Source organism: Pseudomonas sp. 86_A (assembly GCF_017491705.1).
GTDB lineage: Bacteria > Pseudomonadota > Gammaproteobacteria > Pseudomonadales > Pseudomonadaceae > Aquipseudomonas > Aquipseudomonas koreensis.
The window spans coordinates 293059-311325 of record NZ_JAFGYS010000007.1 but is presented as its reverse complement, the minus strand read 5'-3'; the positions used below and the strand labels follow the sequence as shown (position 1 = coordinate 311325).

The window sequence follows — 18267 nt, the reverse complement described above, 5'->3', positions numbered from 1 at the left end:
GGATGCGGATCTGGACACCGAAACACACACCATGTGTTCCGGGTAGCGTGTCCCCTTCGTCTAGTGGCCTAGGACACCGCCCTTTCACGGCGGTAACAGGGGTTCGAGTCCCCTAGGGGACGCCATTTGCGGGAATAGCTCAGTTGGTAGAGCACGACCTTGCCAAGGTCGGGGTCGCGAGTTCGAGTCTCGTTTCCCGCTCCAAATTCAAAAACGCCGCTCAGTAATGAGCGGCGTTTTGTTTCCAAACAGCACTGCTTTCGGGCAGAGCTGAGTGAAACCAGACCCCAGTCTTCGGATGCGGATCTGGACACCGAAACACACACCATGTGTTCCGGGTAGCGTGTCCCCTTCGTCTAGTGGCCTAGGACACCGCCCTTTCACGGCGGTAACAGGGGTTCGAGTCCCCTAGGGGACGCCATTGCGGGAATAGCTCAGTTGGTAGAGCACGACCTTGCCAAGGTCGGGGTCGCGAGTTCGAGTCTCGTTTCCCGCTCCAATTTCACAAAAACGCCGATCAGTGATGATCGGCGTTTTTGTTTGTGCGGTATTTGTCGCGCAACAAAAAAGGACCTTCGGTTCTTTTTTATTTTTGCGTCATTCAGTAATGGGTCCGCCTGAACAGCGGGGCTCGTACCTCATCAGAGCTTCGGCAGTTGGCCGACACGCCCCATCATTTCGGTGACGATCTGCAGGTCCAGCAGGAACTGATCGGAAGTGTTCGAAAGTTAAAACAAATATCTTTCAAACTGACACCGCGAAGGTATTGAGGGGGGGCTGAAGTGAGGTCCGTCGCACAGAAATGCAAAATCGACGCACAAACGAAAAAGGCCCGAACAGTGTTCAACTGATCGGGCCTTTTGTTTGAGCGCAGCGTTTACATCGACAACACCAGCCTGCCGGCGAACAGAATCAGGATCACGCCCATGCTGCGTTCGAACCAATAACCCATGCGCATAAACAGCAAGCGCACTTTACTGCTGGAGAAAAACAGCGCGACGATCACGAACCACAGCGCATTCACGCAGCACATCCAGATACCGTACAGGGCCTGTATTTCCAGCGGGGTGCTGGCGCTGATGATGGTGGTGAAGATCGCCAGGAAAAACAGCGTGGCCTTGGGGTTGGTGGCATTGGTCAGAAAACCGGTGCTGAACGCCTTGAACAACGACTGCTCGACCAGCGAATCGTCGGTGTTTTTTTCGCCCTCGAGCGTAGTCTTCGGTTTACTGCGAATCAGGCTGATGCCGAGGTAAAAGATGTACGCGCCGCCGATCACCTTGGCCACGGTGAGTAGCCACGGTGTGGTGTGCATCAGCGCGCCAACGCCGAGCAATGTGTAGAGAACGTGCACGGAAATCCCTGCACCGATCCCCAGTGCGGTGCAAATGCCCACCAGTCGGCCAAAGCGCACGCTCTGACGGATGGTCACGGCAAAGTCCGGGCCGGGTGCGACCACAGCCAGAAAGTGAATGGTAGCCAGCGCCAGAAACTCGCCCAGGTAGTTCGATAACATCTCAGCTCCAGAAGGTCAGGGGTGAAGCGTTGCCGCGATAGCCGACAAAGAAGGAAAGGCTCAGCCGCGGATCCGCCACGCCGGGGGTCACCGAGTGCATGCAGCGCGAATTGAACATGATGAAATCGCCCGGCTCCGGCCGTACTTCAAGGGTCGGCGGGCCGAGCAGTGCCGGGTTTATGCCGTAGCTGTCACCGCGCATTTCGTCGAATTGATCCGGGGTAATGTCGTCGTCCCACACCTGCAACGCACCGCCCTCGGTCGGCATGTTCAGGTAGACGTTGCAGGCAAACTGCGCCTCCAGACTGCGGGCCTGGAAGCTGTCCGGGGCGTCCTTGGCGAAAATGTCGTGGTGGGCGAGGAAGCACACGCCGGGTTTGACCACCCGCGACAGGCCGACATACATCTTGCGGCCATAGAGGTTTTCCAGATGCGCACCGGCCGGCCATGATTCGTCGAGCATGCAGCGCAAAGTGTCGACCGGGGAGGAGTAGGGCGCACAACGATTGCGCAGTTCGGCGATGTTGCTGGTGGCGCGTTCGAAGTAGTCCTCGATCAGCAGAGGCTGGTTTTCCGCCTCGTAAAACGCCATGCCGATGCGGCCTATGCTCGGCGCGTTGATGTAGCCTTCGAAGCCCGGAGCAAGAATCTTGTCGCCAATCTGGATCGCCAGCGGTTCGGGCAAAAAACCTTTGACGCGAATGGCGAGGACTTCTTCGTTGGCCAGTTTTTTTATGCACGTCTCATCGAGACGCTCGACGTCTAGCATCATTGTTTTTAGGTCCATCTATCGATAGTCAACGGAACCGGCGAGTGCGGTTCCCCGGCGTCGGACGCTGCGCGGAGCAGCGCCCGAGATGCTTAATCCACGCTGTAGTGGACGGATAGCGTGCCTTTCTTCTGCGAAAGGGAGGCGATCGTGACTGTGCCCAAATCCTTCAGGCTGCGTACATGGGTGCCGCCGCAGCCATAGGCGGGCAACTCGCCAAAGCCGATTTCCCGCGCGCCTTCACGCAGCGAGGTCAGGCGTGGCAGATCGTGTTCAATCCACTGATTGATGCCGTGTTGAACGGTGGGCGCGTCGACCTCCTGCGCGGCATCGCCTGGCTTGAATTGCACCCGGCCTTCGTCTGGCCAGTGGTGTGCCTTGATCGGCGTCCAGCCCAGGGCCTGCACAAAGTGCCCGATCAGGTGCCCCGCCGAGTGCATGCGGGTGTTGTAACAGCGACGTTGCTCATCGACGTGGATGCAGGTCATGCCGAGTTTTACCGGACGGTCGACGTAGTGAACGATCCGGTCCGGCTCCTGAACTACGCGCAGCACCTGGCTTTCGCCGATCAAGCCGGTATCGCAGGGCTGGCCACCGCCTTGCGGATGAAACAGCGTCGCGCGCAGCACCACGGCGAATTCGTTCTCGTGGGGCGTGCAGTCGAGGACTTCCACATTAGCCTTGAGGTCATCACTATGGAAAAAGAGGCGAAGCGTCATATTCCATGCCCTTATTAAAGTTTCTTTTTTTATTATATGAATCGTGTAATAACGTGATAATCCGTTCAAACATCAAAGGACTTGTGCGCTGTGAGCATCAATCTCCCGTTGCCACTGCTGGGTGAAATGGCGATTTTCGTCAAGGTCGTGGAGACCGGAAGTTTCTCCGAGGCCGCTCGCCAGCTGGGTTCTTCGCCGTCCGCGATCAGTCGCAGCATTTCCCGCCTGGAAAAGGCCCTGGCCACGCGTCTGTTGCAGCGCACCACACGCAAACTGCGCTTGAGTGACGGTGGCGAAGAAGTGTTCAAGCGCTGTCAGGAGATGGTCAGCGCCGCCAAGTCAGTCATGGAGATCAGCGGCCAGTTCACCCATGAGGCGGAAGGACTGGTGCGGGTCAGCGTGCCGAAAGCCGTCGGGCGTTTCGTGATTCATCCGCACATGCCCGAGTTTCTGCGGCGCTATCCCAAGGTCGATGTCGAGTTGCTGTTGGAGGACCGGCAGGTTGATCTGATTGACGATCATGTCGATCTGGCGATTCGCATCACTGACCGTCCGCCGGCCGGACTGGTCGGGCGCCAGTTGCTGACCATCGACCATTTGCTCTGCGCCACCCCGCAATACCTGGCCGAACACGGCACACCGACACATCCGCATGACCTGCTCAATCACAGCTGTATTTATCTAGGTGAAACGCCGAGCGATGCGCGCTGGAAATTCAAGAAGGGCAGCAAAGCCGTGACAGTCGGTGTGCGCGGCCGCTATGCCGCCAACCATACCGGCGTGCGGTTGGGGGCGGTATTGCAGCACATCGGTATCGGCAGCCTGCCGTATTTCACCGCGCGTTATGCGTTAGAGCAGAAATTGATTGTGCAGGTGTTGCCCGAGTGGACATTCCTCGCTTCCTACCACGGTGGGCTGTGGCTGCTGCATTCACCGACGCGTTATCTGCCGCCGAAGCTGCGGGTGTTCATCGATTATCTGGTGGAGTGCCTGGAGAAGGAGCCGACATTGAGCAAGCCGGGGAAGGCGGGGGCGCCGAACAATCTGGCGATGGCGTATGAATTACCGGAGAGCGAGGGGCTGCTTTAAATGCAAAAGATCGTCCGAACGCGGCCCGAGCCGGCGGCAGCTCCTACACAATCCTTGTAGGAGCTGCCGCCGGCTCGGGCCGCGTTCGGACGATCTTTTGATCTTCAAACCATTAAATCAGTGCTTGCTGTCCTGGGCAGACATCGCCAGCAGCTGTTTTTCCTGATTCCAGTCGAACGGTTCGTCGTTCTGTTCGGCTTCGTAGCGACGTTCTTCCAGTGCCTGATAGAGGTCGATTTCTTCATCGGACAGGTAGTGCAGGCAGTCGCCGGCGAAGAACCACAGCAGATCCCGCGGGATCAAGTGGGCAATTTGCGGGTAACGGGTGATCACCTGGCACAGGATGTCCTGGCCCAGGTACTGACTTTCGATCGGATCGATCGGCAAGGATGCCAGCAGGTCGTCGAAGCGCTCCAGGAACAAGGCATGGCTTTCTTCGGGAACCTGTTCGGCCTCACCTACGGCGACCAGGATACTGCGCAGGTGGTCGAGCAAAACAAGATGATCGGCAACGACGTTGGACACGAGATAAGTCCTCAAGAGCAAAACGGGCGCGGGAGTATAAAGCCCCCGCGCCCGTTTTTCACAAATAAACAGCTACACGGTGGTCAGCCTCAGCGGACTTTGCCTTCTGCCGGCTTCAGCTCCTCTTTGTCGAAATCATCGACGTCGATCACCTTGCGCCGTGCCGCTTCGGCATCGCGCAGGGTCTGTGCTTCCTGCGGTTGCAACACCCCGGCCTCCAGTGCGGCATCAATGGCGTGTTCGCCCGCCACCGGTTTGACCTGACCGCTCTTGAGCGCGGTGTGCAGTTTCTTGTGCAGCGGTTGTGCGGCGTTCAGCAGGTCGCTGGCATGTTGCAGGGCGCCGACGGCATCGTCGGCGGACTGCGGGCGATAGCAGCCGGCGAGCAGTTCTTCAAGAGTCGGATCGCCTTTGGCCCGACCAATCACCGCAGCCACTTCGGCACCGAGCTTGTCCGAAGGGCCTGTGTGGCGCCGGCCGAACGGGAACACGATCACTCGTAACAGGCAGCCGAACACCTTGTTCGGGAAGTTGCTCAGCAGCTCATCCAGCGCCCGCTCCGATTGACCAAGGCTTTCCTCCATGGCCCAGCGGAACAGCGGCTCCATATGCGCCGGCGAATCCAGGTCGTGATAACGCTTGAGCGCGGCGGAAGCCAGATACAGGTTGCTCAATACATCGCCAAGACGCGCCGACAGGCGTTCGCGGCGCTTCAACTCACCGCCCAGCAGCATCATGCTGAAGTCGGCCAGCATGGCGAAAGCCGCTGCCTGACGGTTGAGTGCGCGGAAATAACCTTGGCTGATCCTGTCCCCAGGCGCATGTTCGAAGTGGCCGAAGCCCAGGTTCAGCACCAGCGTGCTGGCGGCGTTGCCCACCGCAAAACCAATGTGCTTGAGCAGCAGACCATCGAATTCTTTCAGCGCCTGATCCTTGTCCTCGCGTCCGGCGAGGGCCATTTCCTTGAGAACGAACGGATGGCAGCGAATGGCGCCCTGACCGAAGATCATCAGGTTGCGCGAGAGGATGTTCGCGCCTTCCACGGTGATGAAGATCGGCGCCCCGTTCCAGCTGCGCCCCAGGTAGTTGTTCGGGCCCATGATGATCGCCTTGCCGCCATGTACGTCCATGGCGTGGCTGATGCACTCGCGGCCGCGTTCGGTCAGGTGATACTTGAGGATCGCCGACAGCACCGAGGGTTTCTCGCCCAGATCCACCGCGTTGGCGGTGAGCATGCGCGCTGCATCCATCATCCAGGCGTTGCCGCCAATGCGCGCCATGGCTTCCTGAATGCCTTCGAAGGCCGACAGGGGTACGTTGAACTGTTCACGAATCTGCGCGTACTGACCGGTCACCAGGCTGGTGAACTTGGCCGCGCCGGTGCCGACCGCCGGCAGCGAAATCGAACGCCCGACCGACAGGCAGTTCATCAGCATCATCCAGCCCTTGCCGAGCATCTCCTGACCGCCAATGAGGTAGTCCAGCGGGATGAACACATCCTTGCCCGAGTTGGGGCCGTTCATGAATGCGGCACCCAGTGGCAGGTGACGGCGGCCGATTTCCACGCCCGGCGTATTGGTGGGGATCAGCGCCAGGCTGATACCGAGGTCGTCCTTGTCGCCCAGCAGATGCTCCGGATCGTAAGCCTTGAAAGCCAGGCCGAGCAGGGTCGCCACCGGGCCGAGTGTGATGTAGCGTTTTTCCCAGTTCAGGCGCAGGCCGATGACTTCCTGGCCTTCCCATTGACCCTTGCAGATGATCCCGGTGTCCGGCATGGCGCCGGCATCGGAGCCCGCCAGCGGGCCGGTGAGGGCAAAGCACGGAATGTCTTCGCCACGGGCCAGCCGTGGCAGGTAGTGATTGCGTTGTTCATCGGTGCCGTAATGCAGCAGCAATTCGGCCGGGCCGAGGGAGTTGGGCACCATCACGGTGGAGGCGAGGTCGCCGCTGCGGGTGGCGAGTTTCATTGCCACTTGCGAGTGGGCATAGGCGGAAAAGCCCTTGCCGCCGAATTCCTTGGGAATGATCAGGGCGAAGAAGCCGTGTTCCTTGATGTGGGTCCAGGCTTCTGGCGGCAGGTCCATCGACTGGCCGATCTGCCAGTCACTGACCATCGCGCAGAGTTCTTCGGTCGGGCCGTCGATGAAGGCCTGTTCCTCTTCGCTCAGTTGCACCTTGGGGTAGGCCAGTAGCTTGTCCCAGTCCGGACGGCCGCTGAACAGCTCGCCGTCCCACCACACGGTGCCGGCATCGATCGCGTCGCGTTCGGTCTGCGACATCGGCGGCAGGGTTTTCTGGAACCAGTTGAACAGCGGCGCGGTGAAGTGTTTGCGGCGCAGGTCAGGCAGCAGCAACGGCGCGGCAACCACCGCGAGCACGACCCAGAACAGCAGCAGCAACCAACCCGGGGCATGGCTGAAAATGCCCATCGCCAGCAGGTAAATGGCAACGATGCCCAACGCGGGCAGCGGGGCGATGCGGCGGTGGGCGAGATACGCCACACCGACGATCAGAACCAGTATCCACAACAACAGCATATGTAATCCTCCGTGAACCAAGGCAAACCGACCCTCCAGAGCTTAGACGGCATCTGTAAAACGGGGTGGTCAGAACATGGTGATTGAACGCGTGGGAAACCCTGGATGGCGTTTGTAGGTTCGGTGGGCAACGCCCGTGGGAAATCGTTCGCTCTTCCCGCGTCTTCGCGTGCATGTTTGGCCGAAACGTCGTTATCTCTGTGCTTGAGCTGTCGCTAGACTCGGGGCTCACCCAGGAGAAAAACGTCATGCGCGAGTATCTGAGCCCCGGCCGCTTCATCGATAGTGACCACCCGGCGGTGGTGGAGTTCGCCGAACAGCAGCGTGGCGCCAGCCGCGATCCGCTCGCGCAGGCGATCAGTCTTTATTACGCCGTGCGCGAGGCAGTGCGCTACAACCCGTACACCTTCAGCCGCGATTCGCAGACCTTGCGCGGCAGTTACGCATTGGCAACAGGGGAGAGCTATTGCGTGCCCAAAGCCACGCTGCTCGCAGGCTGCGCCCGCCATTGTGGGATCCCGGCGCGTATTGGTCTGGCGGATGTTAGAAATCATCTGTCGACCCCGCGTCTGCTGGAGTTGCTGAAAAGCGATAGGTTCGCCATGCACGGATACACCGAGCTGTTCCTCAACGATCGCTGGGTCAAAGCCACGCCGGCGTTCAACCAGAAGCTCTGCGAATTGTTCAATGTGGCACCGCTGGAATTTGATGGCATCAATGACAGCGTGTTCCACCCGTACAACCGCGACGGCGCGCAGTTGATGGAGTATCTGGTCGATCACGGTCAGTTCGCCGATGTGCCGGAAACCTTCTTCTTCGAACATCTGGAGAAGTGCTATCCACACCTGTTTGGCGATCACCAGCCGCAACTGTTGGGTGACATGCACAGTGATGTAAGCCGCCTCTGATCCGGCGTATGCTGCTCGCCCACGCATTTGAAAAGAGGCGGTCATGCTGAAGATCTGGGGACGGAAAAACTCATCGAATGTCAGGAAGCCGCTGTGGGCCGCCGAGGAACTTGGCCTGGCTTACGAGGCGATTGACGCCGGCGGGGCCTTCGGTGTGGTCGACACGCCTGAATATCGGGCGATGAATCCGAACGGCCGGGTACCGGTGATCGAAGATGACGGCTTCGTGCTGTGGGAATCCAACGCCATCGTGCGTTACCTGCTGGCCAAACATGCGCCGAACAGTGCGTGGTACTCGGCAGACCCACAGGCCCGGGCCATCGCTGACAAGTGGATGGACTGGGCTACTTCGAGTTTCGCCGGGCCGTTCCGTACCGTGTTCTGGGGTGTGCTGCGTACGCCGGCCGGGCAGCAGGACTGGCCGGCAATCAATGCCGCGATCAAGGAGTGCACGGCGCTGCTGGCCATGGCCGATCAGGCGCTTGCCAGCCAGCCGTATCTGTCCGGCAACGAAATCGGTATGGGTGATATTCCCCTCGGCAGTTTCATTTATGCCTGGTTTGAAATGCCCATCGAACGCGCCTCGCAGCCCTATCTGGAAGCTTGGTACGCACGCTTGAAGCAGCGTCCGGCGTATCAGAAAGCGGTGATGACCGCGTTGACTTGATAATTACTATCGACACACTTGACTGTACTTGTGTGGCGGGGGCAAGCACCATTGCGTTCACGCGCTGCGGTTGTTTCCCTCGCCGTGCGCCCTTATTTGTTTCTTTCCTCCCTTCTTGGTGCGTAAATCCGATATGAGTTCCGCTCTGTCCATCCGGCAGCTAACCAAAACCTACGGCAACGGGTTCCAGGCCTTGAGTGGTATCGATCTGGACGTTGCCGAAGGTGACTTTTTCGCCTTGCTCGGCCCCAACGGTGCCGGCAAATCCACGACCATCGGCATTCTCTCGACCCTGGTGAACAAGACCAGCGGCACGGTGAACATCTTCGGCCATGACCTGGACAAGAACCCCGCCGCGCTCAAGCGCTCGATCGGCGTGGTACCCCAGGAATTCAACTTCAACCAGTTCGAAAAGACGTTCGACATCGTGGTGACCCAGGCCGGTTACTACGGCATTCCGGCGAAGATCGCCAAGGAACGCGCCGAGCAGTACCTGACCCAGCTCGGCCTGTGGGACAAGCGCGATGTGCCGTCGCGTTCGCTGTCCGGCGGCATGAAGCGGCGCCTGATGATTGCCCGCGCGCTGGTGCATGAACCGCGCCTGCTGATCCTCGATGAACCGACCGCTGGCGTGGACATCGAACTGCGTCGCTCGATGTGGACCTTCCTCACCGAGCTGAACCAGAAAGGCATCACCATCATCCTCACCACGCACTATCTGGAGGAGGCTGAGCAGCTGTGCCGCAACATCGGCATCATCGACCACGGCACCATCGTCGAGAACACCAGCATGAAACAACTGCTGGGCCAGTTGCACGTCGAAACCTTCCTGTTGGACCTGAAAAACGACTTGAACACCGCGCCGCAATTGATCGGCTATCCCGCCCGGTTGCTCGACAGCCATACCCTGGAAGTCCAGGTCGACAAATCCATGGGCATCACCGCGCTGTTCACCCAGCTTGCGCAGCAGAACATCGAAGTGTTGAGCCTGCGTAACAAAACCAATCGCCTCGAGGAGCTGTTCGTGTCCCTGGTGGAGAAAAATCTGTCGAAGGTGGCGGTATGAGTTCCGAGTTCCGCCCCAACCTCGTCGCCCTCAATACCATCGTTTACCGTGAAGTCCGGCGTTTTACCCGGATCTGGCCGCAGACCCTGCTGCCGCCGGCGATCACCATGGTTCTGTATTTCGTGATCTTCGGTAACCTGATCGGCCGGCAGATCGGCGACATGGGTGGCTTCACCTACATGGAGTACATCGTGCCGGGGCTGATCATGATGTCGGTGATCACCAACTCCTACGGCAACGTGGTCTCGAGCTTCTTTGGCAGCAAGTTCCAGCGTTCCATCGAAGAACTGATGGTCTCGCCGGTTTCGCCACACACGATTCTCATCGGCTACACCTGCGGCGGCGTGCTGCGCGGCTTGATGGTCGGGGTCATCGTCACCATCCTTTCGCTGTTCTTCACGCATCTGCAGGTGCATCACTTGGGCGTGACCATCCTGGTCGTGGTGCTGACGGCGACGATCTTCTCGCTGCTGGGGTTCATCAACGCGGTATTTGCGCGCAACTTCGATGACATCTCGATCATCCCGACCTTTGTGCTGACGCCGCTGACTTACCTGGGCGGGGTGTTTTACTCGATCACCTTGCTGCCACCGTTCTGGCAGACCGTATCGCTGGCCAACCCGGTGCTGCACATGGTCAACGCCTTCCGTTACGGCATTCTCGGGGTGTCGGACATCCGCATCGGCATTGCGATCAGCTTCATGCTGGTGGCGACGGTGGTGCTGTACTTCGGCTGTGCGCGGTTGCTGGTGAGTGGGCGCGGGATGCGGACCTGATCCAAAACCGTGTCGCTGCCATCGCGGGCAAGCCCGCTCCCACAGGGATTTGTGTCGTTCACATAATTGCGGGCAAACCAGATTCTGTGGGAGCGGGCTTGCCCGCGATGGGGCCCATTCAGACGCTACAAAAAACGGCCTCCATTGCGGAGGCCGTTTTGCATTCAAGACTTGCGGTTTTTCTTGCGCCGCGCCCATTGCCGCGCCACCCACCAGCGCCAGTACAGCATCACCGTGAAGTAGGCGAGGACGCCGAGTAACAGTCCGCATACCACCGATCCCAGCAAGAACGGTTGCCACATGGTCGAGAGCTCGCCGCTGATCCATTCCCAGGTCAACGAGTCGGGCAGGGTGCGGGCGGGCACATTCATCAGCCAGGCCCCGGCCTGATACGTGCAGAAGAACACGGCCGGCATGGTGATCGGGTTGGTCAGCCACACGAGGCTGACCGCAATCGGCATATTGCCGCGCACGGTGATCGCCAGTGCCGCCGCCACCAGCATTTGCGCCGGTATCGGCAGGAACGCGGCGAACAGGCCAACGGCCATCGCCCGGGCGACCGAGTGACGATTGAGGTGCCAGAGGTTCGGGTCATGCAGCAACTTGCCGAGAAAGCGTAAGGATTTGTGTTCCCTGATGCTCGTCGGATCGGGCATGTAACGTTTGAATAAGCGCCGGGGCATAAGGCTTCTCGGTCGGTTAAGGCGGCAAGTATGTCTGGATTCTACGAAGCGCCCATTCAGACTTTGTGACAATTGTTGACGACGAGCATGCGCCGCGCCAGCTACGCCTAAGGAGGGACTCTCAAGGACGGGCGTATGCGCACAGGGATGGTGGCGCTGGCAGCCGGTCTGCTGGTGGTGGTTTTTTTACCGGTGTTACCGCCGGTCGGGTTGCTGATGGTGTTGTCCGTAGTGGGGCTGATGTTGCTGCCGTTTCGCAGCTATCCGATAGCCTTGCTCCTGTTCGGTTTCACTTGGGCGTGTGTCAGCGCGCAGTGGGCACTGAATGATCGCTTGCCCGGGCAACTTGACGGCGAAACCCGCTGGGTCGAGGGGCGGGTGGTCGGCTTGCCGCAAAACAGCGAGGGCGTGGTGCGGTTCGAGTTGGCCGATGCCCATTCGCGGCATGAGCAACTGCCGTCGTTGATGCGTCTGGCGTGGTATGGCGGGCCGCCGGTCAACAGCGGCGAGCGCTGGCGTTTGGCGGTGAAGCTCAAGCGTCCCGGCGGTTTGCTCAATCCTGATGCCTTCGATTACGAGGCCTGGTTGCTGGCGCAACGCATTGGTGCGACCGGCACGATCAAGGACGGTCAGCGTCTGGCCGAGGCAAGTTGGGCCTGGCGCGACCGCATTCGTCAGCGCTTGCTGGAGGCGGACGCCCAGGGCCGGGCCGGGGCCTTGGCGGCGCTGGTGCTGGGCGACGGCTCCGGGCTCAGCCGCGAGGATTGGCAGATCCTGCAGGACACCGGCACCGTGCATCTGCTGGTGATTTCCGGCCAGCATATCGGGCTGTTGGCGGCGGTGATGTATCTGCTGGTCGCCGGGCTGGCACGTTACGGGCTGTGGCCGTTGCGCTGGCCGTGGCTGCCCTGGGCTTGCGGTCTGGCGTTTGCGGCGGCAGTTGGTTACGGGTTGCTGGCGGGGTTCGAGGTGCCGGTGCAACGGGCCTGTGTGATGGTCGGGCTGGTGCTGCTGTGGCGTCTGCGATTTCGCCATCTCGGTGCCTGGTGGCCATTGTTGCTGGCGTTCAATGCGCTGCTGTTGCTTGACCCGTTGGCCAGCCTGCGCCCCGGTTTCTGGTTGTCTTTTGCGGCGGTGGCGGTGCTGATCTTCACCTTCAGCAACCGTCTCGGCGCGTGGCGTTGGTGGCAGACCTGGACCCGTGCGCAATGGCTGATCGCGATTGGCCTGTGCCCGGTGCTGCTGGCGCTGAACTTGCCGATCAGCCTCAGCGGGCCGTTGGCGAATCTGCTGGCGGTGCCGTGGGTCAGTTTTGTCGTGTTGCCGCCGGCGCTGCTCGGCACTGCATTATTGCCGGTGCCCTATGTCGGCGAAGGCCTGCTGTGGCTGGCGGGTGGACTGATCGATGTGCTGTTTCGCGGTTTGGCGCTGATTGCCGGGCAATGGCCGACGTGGATTCCAGCCGCGATTTCGTGGTGGATGTGGACACTGGGCAGCCTCGGCGCGCTGCTGTTGCTGTTGCCACGCGGCGTGCCGATGCGGCTGTTGGGTTGGCCGTTGCTATTGATGCTGGTGATGCCACCGCGTGAGCGACTGCCCGAGGGCGTGGCCGACATCTGGCAACTGGACGTCGGCCAAGGCCTGGCAATTCTGATCCGTACGCGCAACCACAGCGTGCTCTACGACGCCGGGCCGCGTTTCGGCGATTTCGATCTCGGCGAGCGGGTGGTGTTGCCGGCCCTGCGAAAACTTGGCGTCGAGCAATTGGATTTGATGCTGCTCAGCCATGCCGATGCCGATCATGCCGGCGGCGCACTGGCAGTGGCGCGTCGCTTGCCGGTCGCTCAGGTCATCAGCGGCGACCCGCCGGGACTGCCCGCCGCGCTGAATGCCAGTGGGTGTGACAGTGGCCGGCAATGGCAATGGGACGGTGTACGTTTTCAGCTCTGGCAGTGGTCCGAGGCGCACGACAGCAACCAGCGCTCCTGTGTATTGCAGATCGAGGCCAATGGCGAGCGCCTGCTGCTGACCGGCGATATTGATACGGCCGCCGAACGGGTTTTGCTGGAGAGTCCGCTGGCGGTGCCGACGCAATGGCTGCAAGCGCCGCACCATGGCAGCCGCAGTTCATCCTCGATGGCTTTGCTCAGGGCCTTGAAGCCACATTCGGTGCTGATCTCCCGGGGCCAGGGCAATTCGTTCGGCCACCCGCATCCCACCGTGCTCGCGCGTTATCGCCAGCAGCGGCTGCGGATTTACGACAGCGCCGAGCACGGCGCCATTCATCTGCAACTGGGGACCTTCAACGCACCATGGACGGCGCGTCAGCAACGGCGTTTCTGGCGCGATCCGCCCGTGTCGGCCCGTTGATCGGCGCAGGCACGCTTGCGACATCACGGTCGTCGGGGCAGCGGGTCTTAATCGCGAACCGGTATGGTAAAGTGGCGCACTTTTTCGAGGGGACTGTCACTGTGTGGGAATTGGTCAAATCCGGCGGCTGGATGATGTTGCCGATCATTCTGAGTTCCATCGCGGCCATGGCGATTGTCGCCGAGCGCCTGTGGACCCTGCGCGCCAGTCGCGTCACCCCCGAGCATCTGCTGGGCCAGGTCTGGGTGTGGATCAAGGACAAGCAGCTCAACAAAGAAAAACTCAAGGAATTGCGCGCCAATTCGCCGTTGGGTGAAATCCTCGCCGCGGGCCTGGCCAACTCCAAGCATGGTCGCGAGATCATGAAGGAATGCATCGAAGAAGCCGCTGGCCGGGTGATCCATGAGCTGGAGCGCTACGTCAACGCGCTGGGCACCATTGCCGCCATGGCGCCGCTGCTCGGCCTGCTGGGTACGGTGCTGGGCATGATCGACATTTTCAGTGCCTTCACCGGTTCCGGCATGACCACCAATGCCTCGGTGCTGGCCGGCGGTATTTCCAAGGCGTTGATCACCACGGCGGCGGGCCTGATGGTCGGTATTCCGTCGGTGTTCTTCCACCGTTTCCTGCAACGCCGCATCGACGAGCTGGTGGTGGGCATGGAGCAGGAAGCGATCAAACTGGTCGAAGTGGTGCAGGGCGACCGTGACGTCGATCTGGCCGGGGAAAAAGCGTGAAATTCCGTCGCAAACCCCGGGAAACGGTGGACATCAACCTTGCGTCGCTGATTGACGTGGTGTTCATCCTGTTGCTGTTTTTCGTCGTGACTACAACCTTTACCCGCGAGACCCAGTTGCGTGTCGATCTGCCGGAGTCGGTCAGCGGTTCGCCCGCCGAAGACCAGCAGCTCAAACAACTGGATGTCGCGATCAGCGCCGAAGGCGTGTTCTCGGTGAACAACAGGATTCTGCCGAAAAACGACCTGGCGACGCTGATGGAAGCCATGCAGAAAGAGTCCAACGGCGACACCAACATGCCGTTGTCGATCAGTGCCGATGGCAAGACTCAGCACCAGTCAGTGATCACCGCCATGGACGCGGCCGGCAAGCTCGGTTTCAGCCATTTGCGCATGACCACGGTCGAGGCGGCGCCCAAATCCTGATGAGCCTGTCCGATCGCTTGCTCGCCGCGTGGTACAAGGGACATCCGGCCCTGACGCTGCTGCGGCCGCTGGAAATGCTCTACCGCCGCGTGGTGGTCAACAAGCGCCAGCGCTTTCTCGACGGCGAAGGCCAGATCTACCAGCCGCCGGTGCCGCTGATCGTGGTCGGCAACATCACCGTCGGCGGCACCGGCAAGACGCCGATGATCCTGTGGCTGATCGAACACTGCCGGCGCAGCGGTTTGCGCGTCGGCGTGGTCAGCCGTGGTTATGGTGCCAGGCCGCCGCAATTGCCGTGGCGGGTCGAGGCCGACCAGAGCGCCGACATCGCCGGTGACGAACCGCTGCTGATCGTGCAGCGCACCGGCGTGCCGTTGATGATCGACCCTGATCGCAGCGCTGCGGTCAAAGCCTTGCTCGCCAGTCAGCCACTGGATCTGATCCTCTCCGACGACGGCATGCAGCATTACCGTCTGGCCCGGGATCTGGAATTGGTGCTGATTGACGCCGCCCGGGGCCTGGGCAACAAACGCTGTCTGCCGGCAGGTCCGTTGCGCGAGCCGATCGAGCGCCTGCAAAGCGTCGACGGTGTGCTGTTCAATGGCGCCACGGCCGACCGCGACGACGGCTTCGCGTTTCGCCTGCAACCGACTGCGCTGGTCAATCTGCGCAGCGACGAGCGCAAGCCGCTGACGCATTTTGCGCCCGGTCAAACGGTGCACGCGGTGGCCGGGATCGGCAATCCGCAACGTTTCTTCAATACCCTCGAAGCGCTAGACTGGCGGGCAATCCCCCATGCGTTTGCCGACCACGCCGAATACAGCGTGCAGGCCTTGAATTTCACCCCGTCATTGCCGTTGGTGATGACCGAAAAGGACGCGGTGAAGTGCCGTGCCTTCGCCGCAGACGACTGGTGGTATCTGGCGGTCGATGCCGTGCCGTCACCGGCCTTCGTGGCCTGGTTCGACACCCAGTTGATGCGCCTGTTGCCCGATCGTCTTTTGCCTTAACTCTTTATCCAGGGAATGTTCATGGACACCAAATTGCTCGACATCCTCGCGTGCCCGATCTGCAAAGGCCCGCTCAAGCTCAGCGCCGACAAGACCGAACTGATCAGCAAGGGTGCAGGTCTGGCCTATCCGATCCGCGACGGCATCCCGGTGATGCTCGAAAGCGAAGCCCGCACCCTGACCACCGACGAGCGTCTGGATAAATGACCACTGCCTTCACCGTTGTCATCCCGTCGCGTTACGCCTCGACCCGCTTGCCGGGCAAACCGCTGCTGGACATCGCCGGCAAGCCGATGATCCAGCACGTCTGGGAACAGGCGAGCAAAAGCAGCGCCACCCGCGTGGTAGTGGCGACTGACGATGCGCGCATCGTCGAGGCGTGCCAGGGTTTCGGCGCTGAAGTGGTGCTGACCCGTGAAGACCATAATTCCGGGACTGACCGTCTGGCTGAAGTCGCGGCGAAACTGGGCCTTGCGCCGGACGCGATCGTGGTCAACGTGCAGGGTGACGAGCCGTTGATTCCGCCGAGCGTGATCGATCAGGTCGCGGCCAACCTCGCGGCCCACACCGAAGCGCGCATGGCCACGCTGGCCGAGCCGATCGAAGACGTGGACACGCTGTTCAACCCGAACGTGGTCAAGGTCGTGAGCGACCTCAACGGCCTGGCGCTGACCTTCAGTCGCGCGACCTTGCCGTGGGCGCGCGACGCCTTTGCCAAGAGCCGCGAGCAGTTGCCTGAAGGTGTGCCGTATCGTCGCCACATCGGCATTTATGCCTACCGCGCCGGGTTCCTCCAGGACTTCGTGAGCTGGGGCCCGTGCTGGCTGGAAAACACCGAATCGCTGGAGCAACTGCGTGCCCTGTGGCACGGCGTGCGGATCCATGTGGCCGACGCGTTGATCGCGCCGCCGACCGGCGTCGACACCGTTGAAGACCTCGAGCGCGTTCGTCGCCTGCTGGGGGCCTGATGCGCGTTCTGTTCGTGTGCCTGGGCAACATCTGTCGTTCGCCCACCGCTGAAGGCGTGTTGCGCCACAAACTGCGCGAAGCCGGGCTGGCTGATCAAGTCGAAGTGGCCTCCGCCGGCACCGGTGACTGGCATGTCGGCAACCCGCCGGACAAACGCAGCCAAGCGGCGGCCAAAGTGCGTGGTTATGACCTGTCGGCGCAACGCGCGCAGCAGGTCAGCCGCGCCGATTTCGCCAGTTACGACCTGATTCTGGCGATGGACAACAGCAACCTGCGCAACCTCAAGGCTTTGCAGCCTTCCACCGGCAAGGCCGAGCTGGACCTGTTCCTGCGCCGCTATGCCGGGGTGGTCGATGAGGTGCCGGATCCGTATTACGACGGCGATCAGGGTTTCGAGCGGGTGCTGGACCTGATCGAGGCAGCGTGTGACCAACTGTTGATCGAAGTGAAGGGTCGGTTATGAGTTTGCAGCTGCAATCACAGGTTTCGCTGAAACCGTTCAACAGTTTTGGCGTCGACGTTCGCGCGCAGCTGTTTGCCGAGGCTCACAGTGACGCCGATGTTCGCGAAGCCCTGGCCTGTGCCACTGCGCATGACTTGCCGTTGCTGGTCATTGGCGGTGGCAGCAACCTGTTGCTGACGGCTGATATCCCGGCGCTGGTGCTGCGCATGGCGACCCGGGGCATTCGGTTGATCAGCGACGACGGCAACCGCGTGGTGATCGAGGCTGAAGCCGGCGAGCCGTGGCATCCGTTCGTGCAACACACACTGGCGCAGGGTTTCTCCGGTCTGGAAAACCTCAGCCTGATTCCCGGAACGGTGGGCGCCGCGCCGATGCAGAACATCGGCGCCTACGGTGTCGAGATCAAGGATGTGTTTGCCGGCCTCACCGCGCTGGATCGCCAGACCGGTGAGCTGCGCGACTTCAGCCTGGAACAATGCAACTTTGCCTACCGCGACAGCCTGTTCAAGCAGCAGCCAGGACGGTGGCTGATCCTGCGTGTGCGCTTCAATCTTGATCGCGTTGCCCACCTGCATCTGGAGTACGGCCCGGTGCGTCAGCGCCTGACCGAGCAGGGCATCGAGCAGCCGACACCCAGCGACGTCAGTCGCGCAATCTGCAGCATCCGCAGCGAAAAACTGCCGGACCCGGCGGTGCTCGGCAACGCCGGCAGCTTCTTCAAGAATCCGCTGGTGTCGGCGGCGCGGGTGGCGCAGATCAAGCAGCAGCACCCGGACCTGGTGGCCTATGCGCAACCGGACGGGCAGATGAAACTGGCTGCCGGCTGGCTGATCGAGCGTGCTGGCTGGAAGGGTTTCCGTGAGGCCGATGCTGGCGTGCATAAATTGCAGGCGTTGGTGCTGGTCAACTACGGCGCGGCCACTGGCCTGCAATTGCTCGATCTGGCCCAGCGCATCCAGAAAGATATTGCCGAACGTTTCAATGTCGAGCTGGAAATGGAGCCCAATCGGTATTGAGGCTACGCTCTCATAGCTGAAT

At 61.0% G+C, this 18267-nt stretch carries 19 protein-coding genes and 4 tRNA genes; 17 read left to right on the top strand and 6 right to left on the bottom strand.

Features of this window, described 5'->3' with window-relative positions; all coding sequences use genetic code 11:
- Positions 1 to 49 precede the first annotated feature (49 nt).
- From J5M57_RS13305 to J5M57_RS13290, 4 genes are all read left to right on the top strand, one after another.
- Positions 50 to 125, top strand: a tRNA-Glu gene (locus tag J5M57_RS13305).
- Positions 126 to 128: 3 nt separating this feature from the next.
- Positions 129 to 204: transfer RNA gene (locus tag J5M57_RS13300), tRNA-Gly, on the top strand.
- A gap of 141 nt (positions 205 to 345) precedes the next feature.
- Positions 346 to 421: transfer RNA gene (locus J5M57_RS13295), tRNA-Glu, on the top strand.
- A gap of 2 nt (positions 422 to 423) precedes the next feature.
- Positions 424 to 499 (top strand) — tRNA-Gly (locus J5M57_RS13290).
- Between the two features lie 378 nt (positions 500 to 877).
- Here the strand turns inward: J5M57_RS13290 and J5M57_RS13285 are convergent.
- The 3 genes from J5M57_RS13285 to J5M57_RS13275 all read right to left on the bottom strand — a co-directional run bounded on the left by J5M57_RS13285 (position 878) and on the right by J5M57_RS13275 (position 3004).
- Positions 878 to 1516, bottom strand: coding sequence for a LysE family translocator (locus J5M57_RS13285; RefSeq protein WP_207848059.1), 639 nt, complete (start codon positions 1514 to 1516; stop codon positions 878 to 880).
- 1 nt (position 1517) lies between these two features.
- Positions 1518 to 2288, bottom strand: coding sequence for a 2OG-Fe(II) oxygenase (locus tag J5M57_RS13280; protein WP_207848060.1), 771 nt, complete (start codon positions 2286 to 2288; stop codon positions 1518 to 1520).
- Between the two features lie 89 nt (positions 2289 to 2377).
- Positions 2378 to 3004 (bottom strand): alanyl-tRNA editing protein, encoded by a 627-nt coding sequence (locus tag J5M57_RS13275; protein ID WP_169842109.1) that lies wholly within the window; start codon positions 3002 to 3004, stop codon positions 2378 to 2380.
- A gap of 90 nt (positions 3005 to 3094) precedes the next feature.
- Between J5M57_RS13275 and J5M57_RS13270 the strand changes: the two genes are divergently transcribed.
- Positions 3095 to 4093: a LysR family transcriptional regulator gene (locus J5M57_RS13270; RefSeq protein WP_025112989.1), complete on the top strand. Its 999-nt coding sequence runs from the start codon at positions 3095 to 3097 to the stop codon at positions 4091 to 4093.
- 117 nt (positions 4094 to 4210) lie between these two features.
- On the opposite strand, the gene J5M57_RS13265 is transcribed toward J5M57_RS13270, so the two are convergent.
- Entirely contained in the window at positions 4211 to 4618 is a 408-nt protein-coding gene (locus J5M57_RS13265) for a PA2817 family protein (protein ID WP_064588705.1), read from the bottom strand.
- A gap of 89 nt (positions 4619 to 4707) precedes the next feature.
- On the bottom strand, positions 4708 to 7155 hold the full coding sequence (locus tag J5M57_RS13260; RefSeq protein WP_207848061.1) for an acyl-CoA dehydrogenase: 2448 nt from the start codon (positions 7153 to 7155) through the stop codon (positions 4708 to 4710).
- Between the two features lie 248 nt (positions 7156 to 7403).
- Between J5M57_RS13260 and J5M57_RS13255 the strand changes: the two genes are divergently transcribed.
- From J5M57_RS13255 to J5M57_RS13240, 4 genes are all read left to right on the top strand, one after another.
- Entirely contained in the window at positions 7404 to 8063 is a 660-nt protein-coding gene (locus tag J5M57_RS13255) for a transglutaminase family protein (protein ID WP_207848062.1), read from the top strand.
- Between the two features lie 43 nt (positions 8064 to 8106).
- Entirely contained in the window at positions 8107 to 8730 is a 624-nt protein-coding gene (locus tag J5M57_RS13250; RefSeq protein ID WP_083368222.1) for a glutathione S-transferase, read from the top strand.
- A gap of 133 nt (positions 8731 to 8863) precedes the next feature.
- The gene (locus J5M57_RS13245; RefSeq protein ID WP_064588701.1) at positions 8864 to 9796 is read left to right on the top strand and encodes an ABC transporter ATP-binding protein; all 933 of its coding nucleotides are present in this window, start codon (positions 8864 to 8866) and stop codon (positions 9794 to 9796) included.
- Positions 9793 to 10572 (top strand): ABC transporter permease, encoded by a 780-nt coding sequence (locus J5M57_RS13240; RefSeq protein WP_064588700.1) that lies wholly within the window; start codon positions 9793 to 9795, stop codon positions 10570 to 10572. The genes J5M57_RS13245 and J5M57_RS13240 overlap by 4 nt, the downstream gene beginning before the upstream one ends.
- A gap of 164 nt (positions 10573 to 10736) precedes the next feature.
- Here J5M57_RS13240 and J5M57_RS13235 read toward each other — a convergent pair whose 3' ends face one another.
- Positions 10737 to 11255 (bottom strand): DUF2062 domain-containing protein, encoded by a 519-nt coding sequence (locus tag J5M57_RS13235; RefSeq protein WP_169842105.1) that lies wholly within the window; start codon positions 11253 to 11255, stop codon positions 10737 to 10739.
- A gap of 135 nt (positions 11256 to 11390) precedes the next feature.
- Between J5M57_RS13235 and J5M57_RS13230 the strand changes: the two genes are divergently transcribed.
- From J5M57_RS13230 to murB, 8 genes are all read left to right on the top strand, one after another.
- Positions 11391 to 13625, top strand: a complete 2235-nt coding sequence (locus J5M57_RS13230) for a DNA internalization-related competence protein ComEC/Rec2 (RefSeq protein ID WP_207848063.1) — start codon at positions 11391 to 11393, stop codon at positions 13623 to 13625.
- 101 nt (positions 13626 to 13726) lie between these two features.
- Positions 13727 to 14362, top strand: a complete 636-nt coding sequence (locus J5M57_RS13225) for a MotA/TolQ/ExbB proton channel family protein (RefSeq protein WP_064588697.1) — start codon at positions 13727 to 13729, stop codon at positions 14360 to 14362.
- Entirely contained in the window at positions 14359 to 14787 is a 429-nt protein-coding gene (locus J5M57_RS13220; RefSeq protein WP_064588696.1) for a biopolymer transporter ExbD, read from the top strand. Before J5M57_RS13225 ends, J5M57_RS13220 begins: the two co-directional genes overlap by 4 nt.
- Positions 14787 to 15797 carry a tetraacyldisaccharide 4'-kinase gene (gene lpxK / locus J5M57_RS13215; RefSeq protein ID WP_207848064.1) on the top strand — a complete coding sequence of 337 codons (1011 nt, stop codon included), beginning with the start codon at positions 14787 to 14789 and terminating at the stop codon, positions 15795 to 15797. The genes J5M57_RS13220 and lpxK overlap by 1 nt, the downstream gene beginning before the upstream one ends.
- A gap of 21 nt (positions 15798 to 15818) precedes the next feature.
- Positions 15819 to 16004 carry a Trm112 family protein gene (locus J5M57_RS13210; RefSeq protein ID WP_003174668.1) on the top strand — a complete coding sequence of 62 codons (186 nt, stop codon included), beginning with the start codon at positions 15819 to 15821 and terminating at the stop codon, positions 16002 to 16004.
- Positions 16001 to 16765, top strand: coding sequence for a 3-deoxy-manno-octulosonate cytidylyltransferase (kdsB, locus tag J5M57_RS13205; protein ID WP_083368226.1), 765 nt, complete (start codon positions 16001 to 16003; stop codon positions 16763 to 16765). Before J5M57_RS13210 ends, kdsB begins: the two co-directional genes overlap by 4 nt.
- Entirely contained in the window at positions 16765 to 17229 is a 465-nt protein-coding gene (locus tag J5M57_RS13200; protein ID WP_064588693.1) for a low molecular weight protein-tyrosine-phosphatase, read from the top strand. The genes kdsB and J5M57_RS13200 overlap by 1 nt, the downstream gene beginning before the upstream one ends.
- Positions 17226 to 18245: a UDP-N-acetylmuramate dehydrogenase gene (gene murB / locus J5M57_RS13195; RefSeq protein ID WP_169842102.1), complete on the top strand. Its 1020-nt coding sequence runs from the start codon at positions 17226 to 17228 to the stop codon at positions 18243 to 18245. Before J5M57_RS13200 ends, murB begins: the two co-directional genes overlap by 4 nt.
- Positions 18246 to 18267 lie beyond the last annotated feature (22 nt).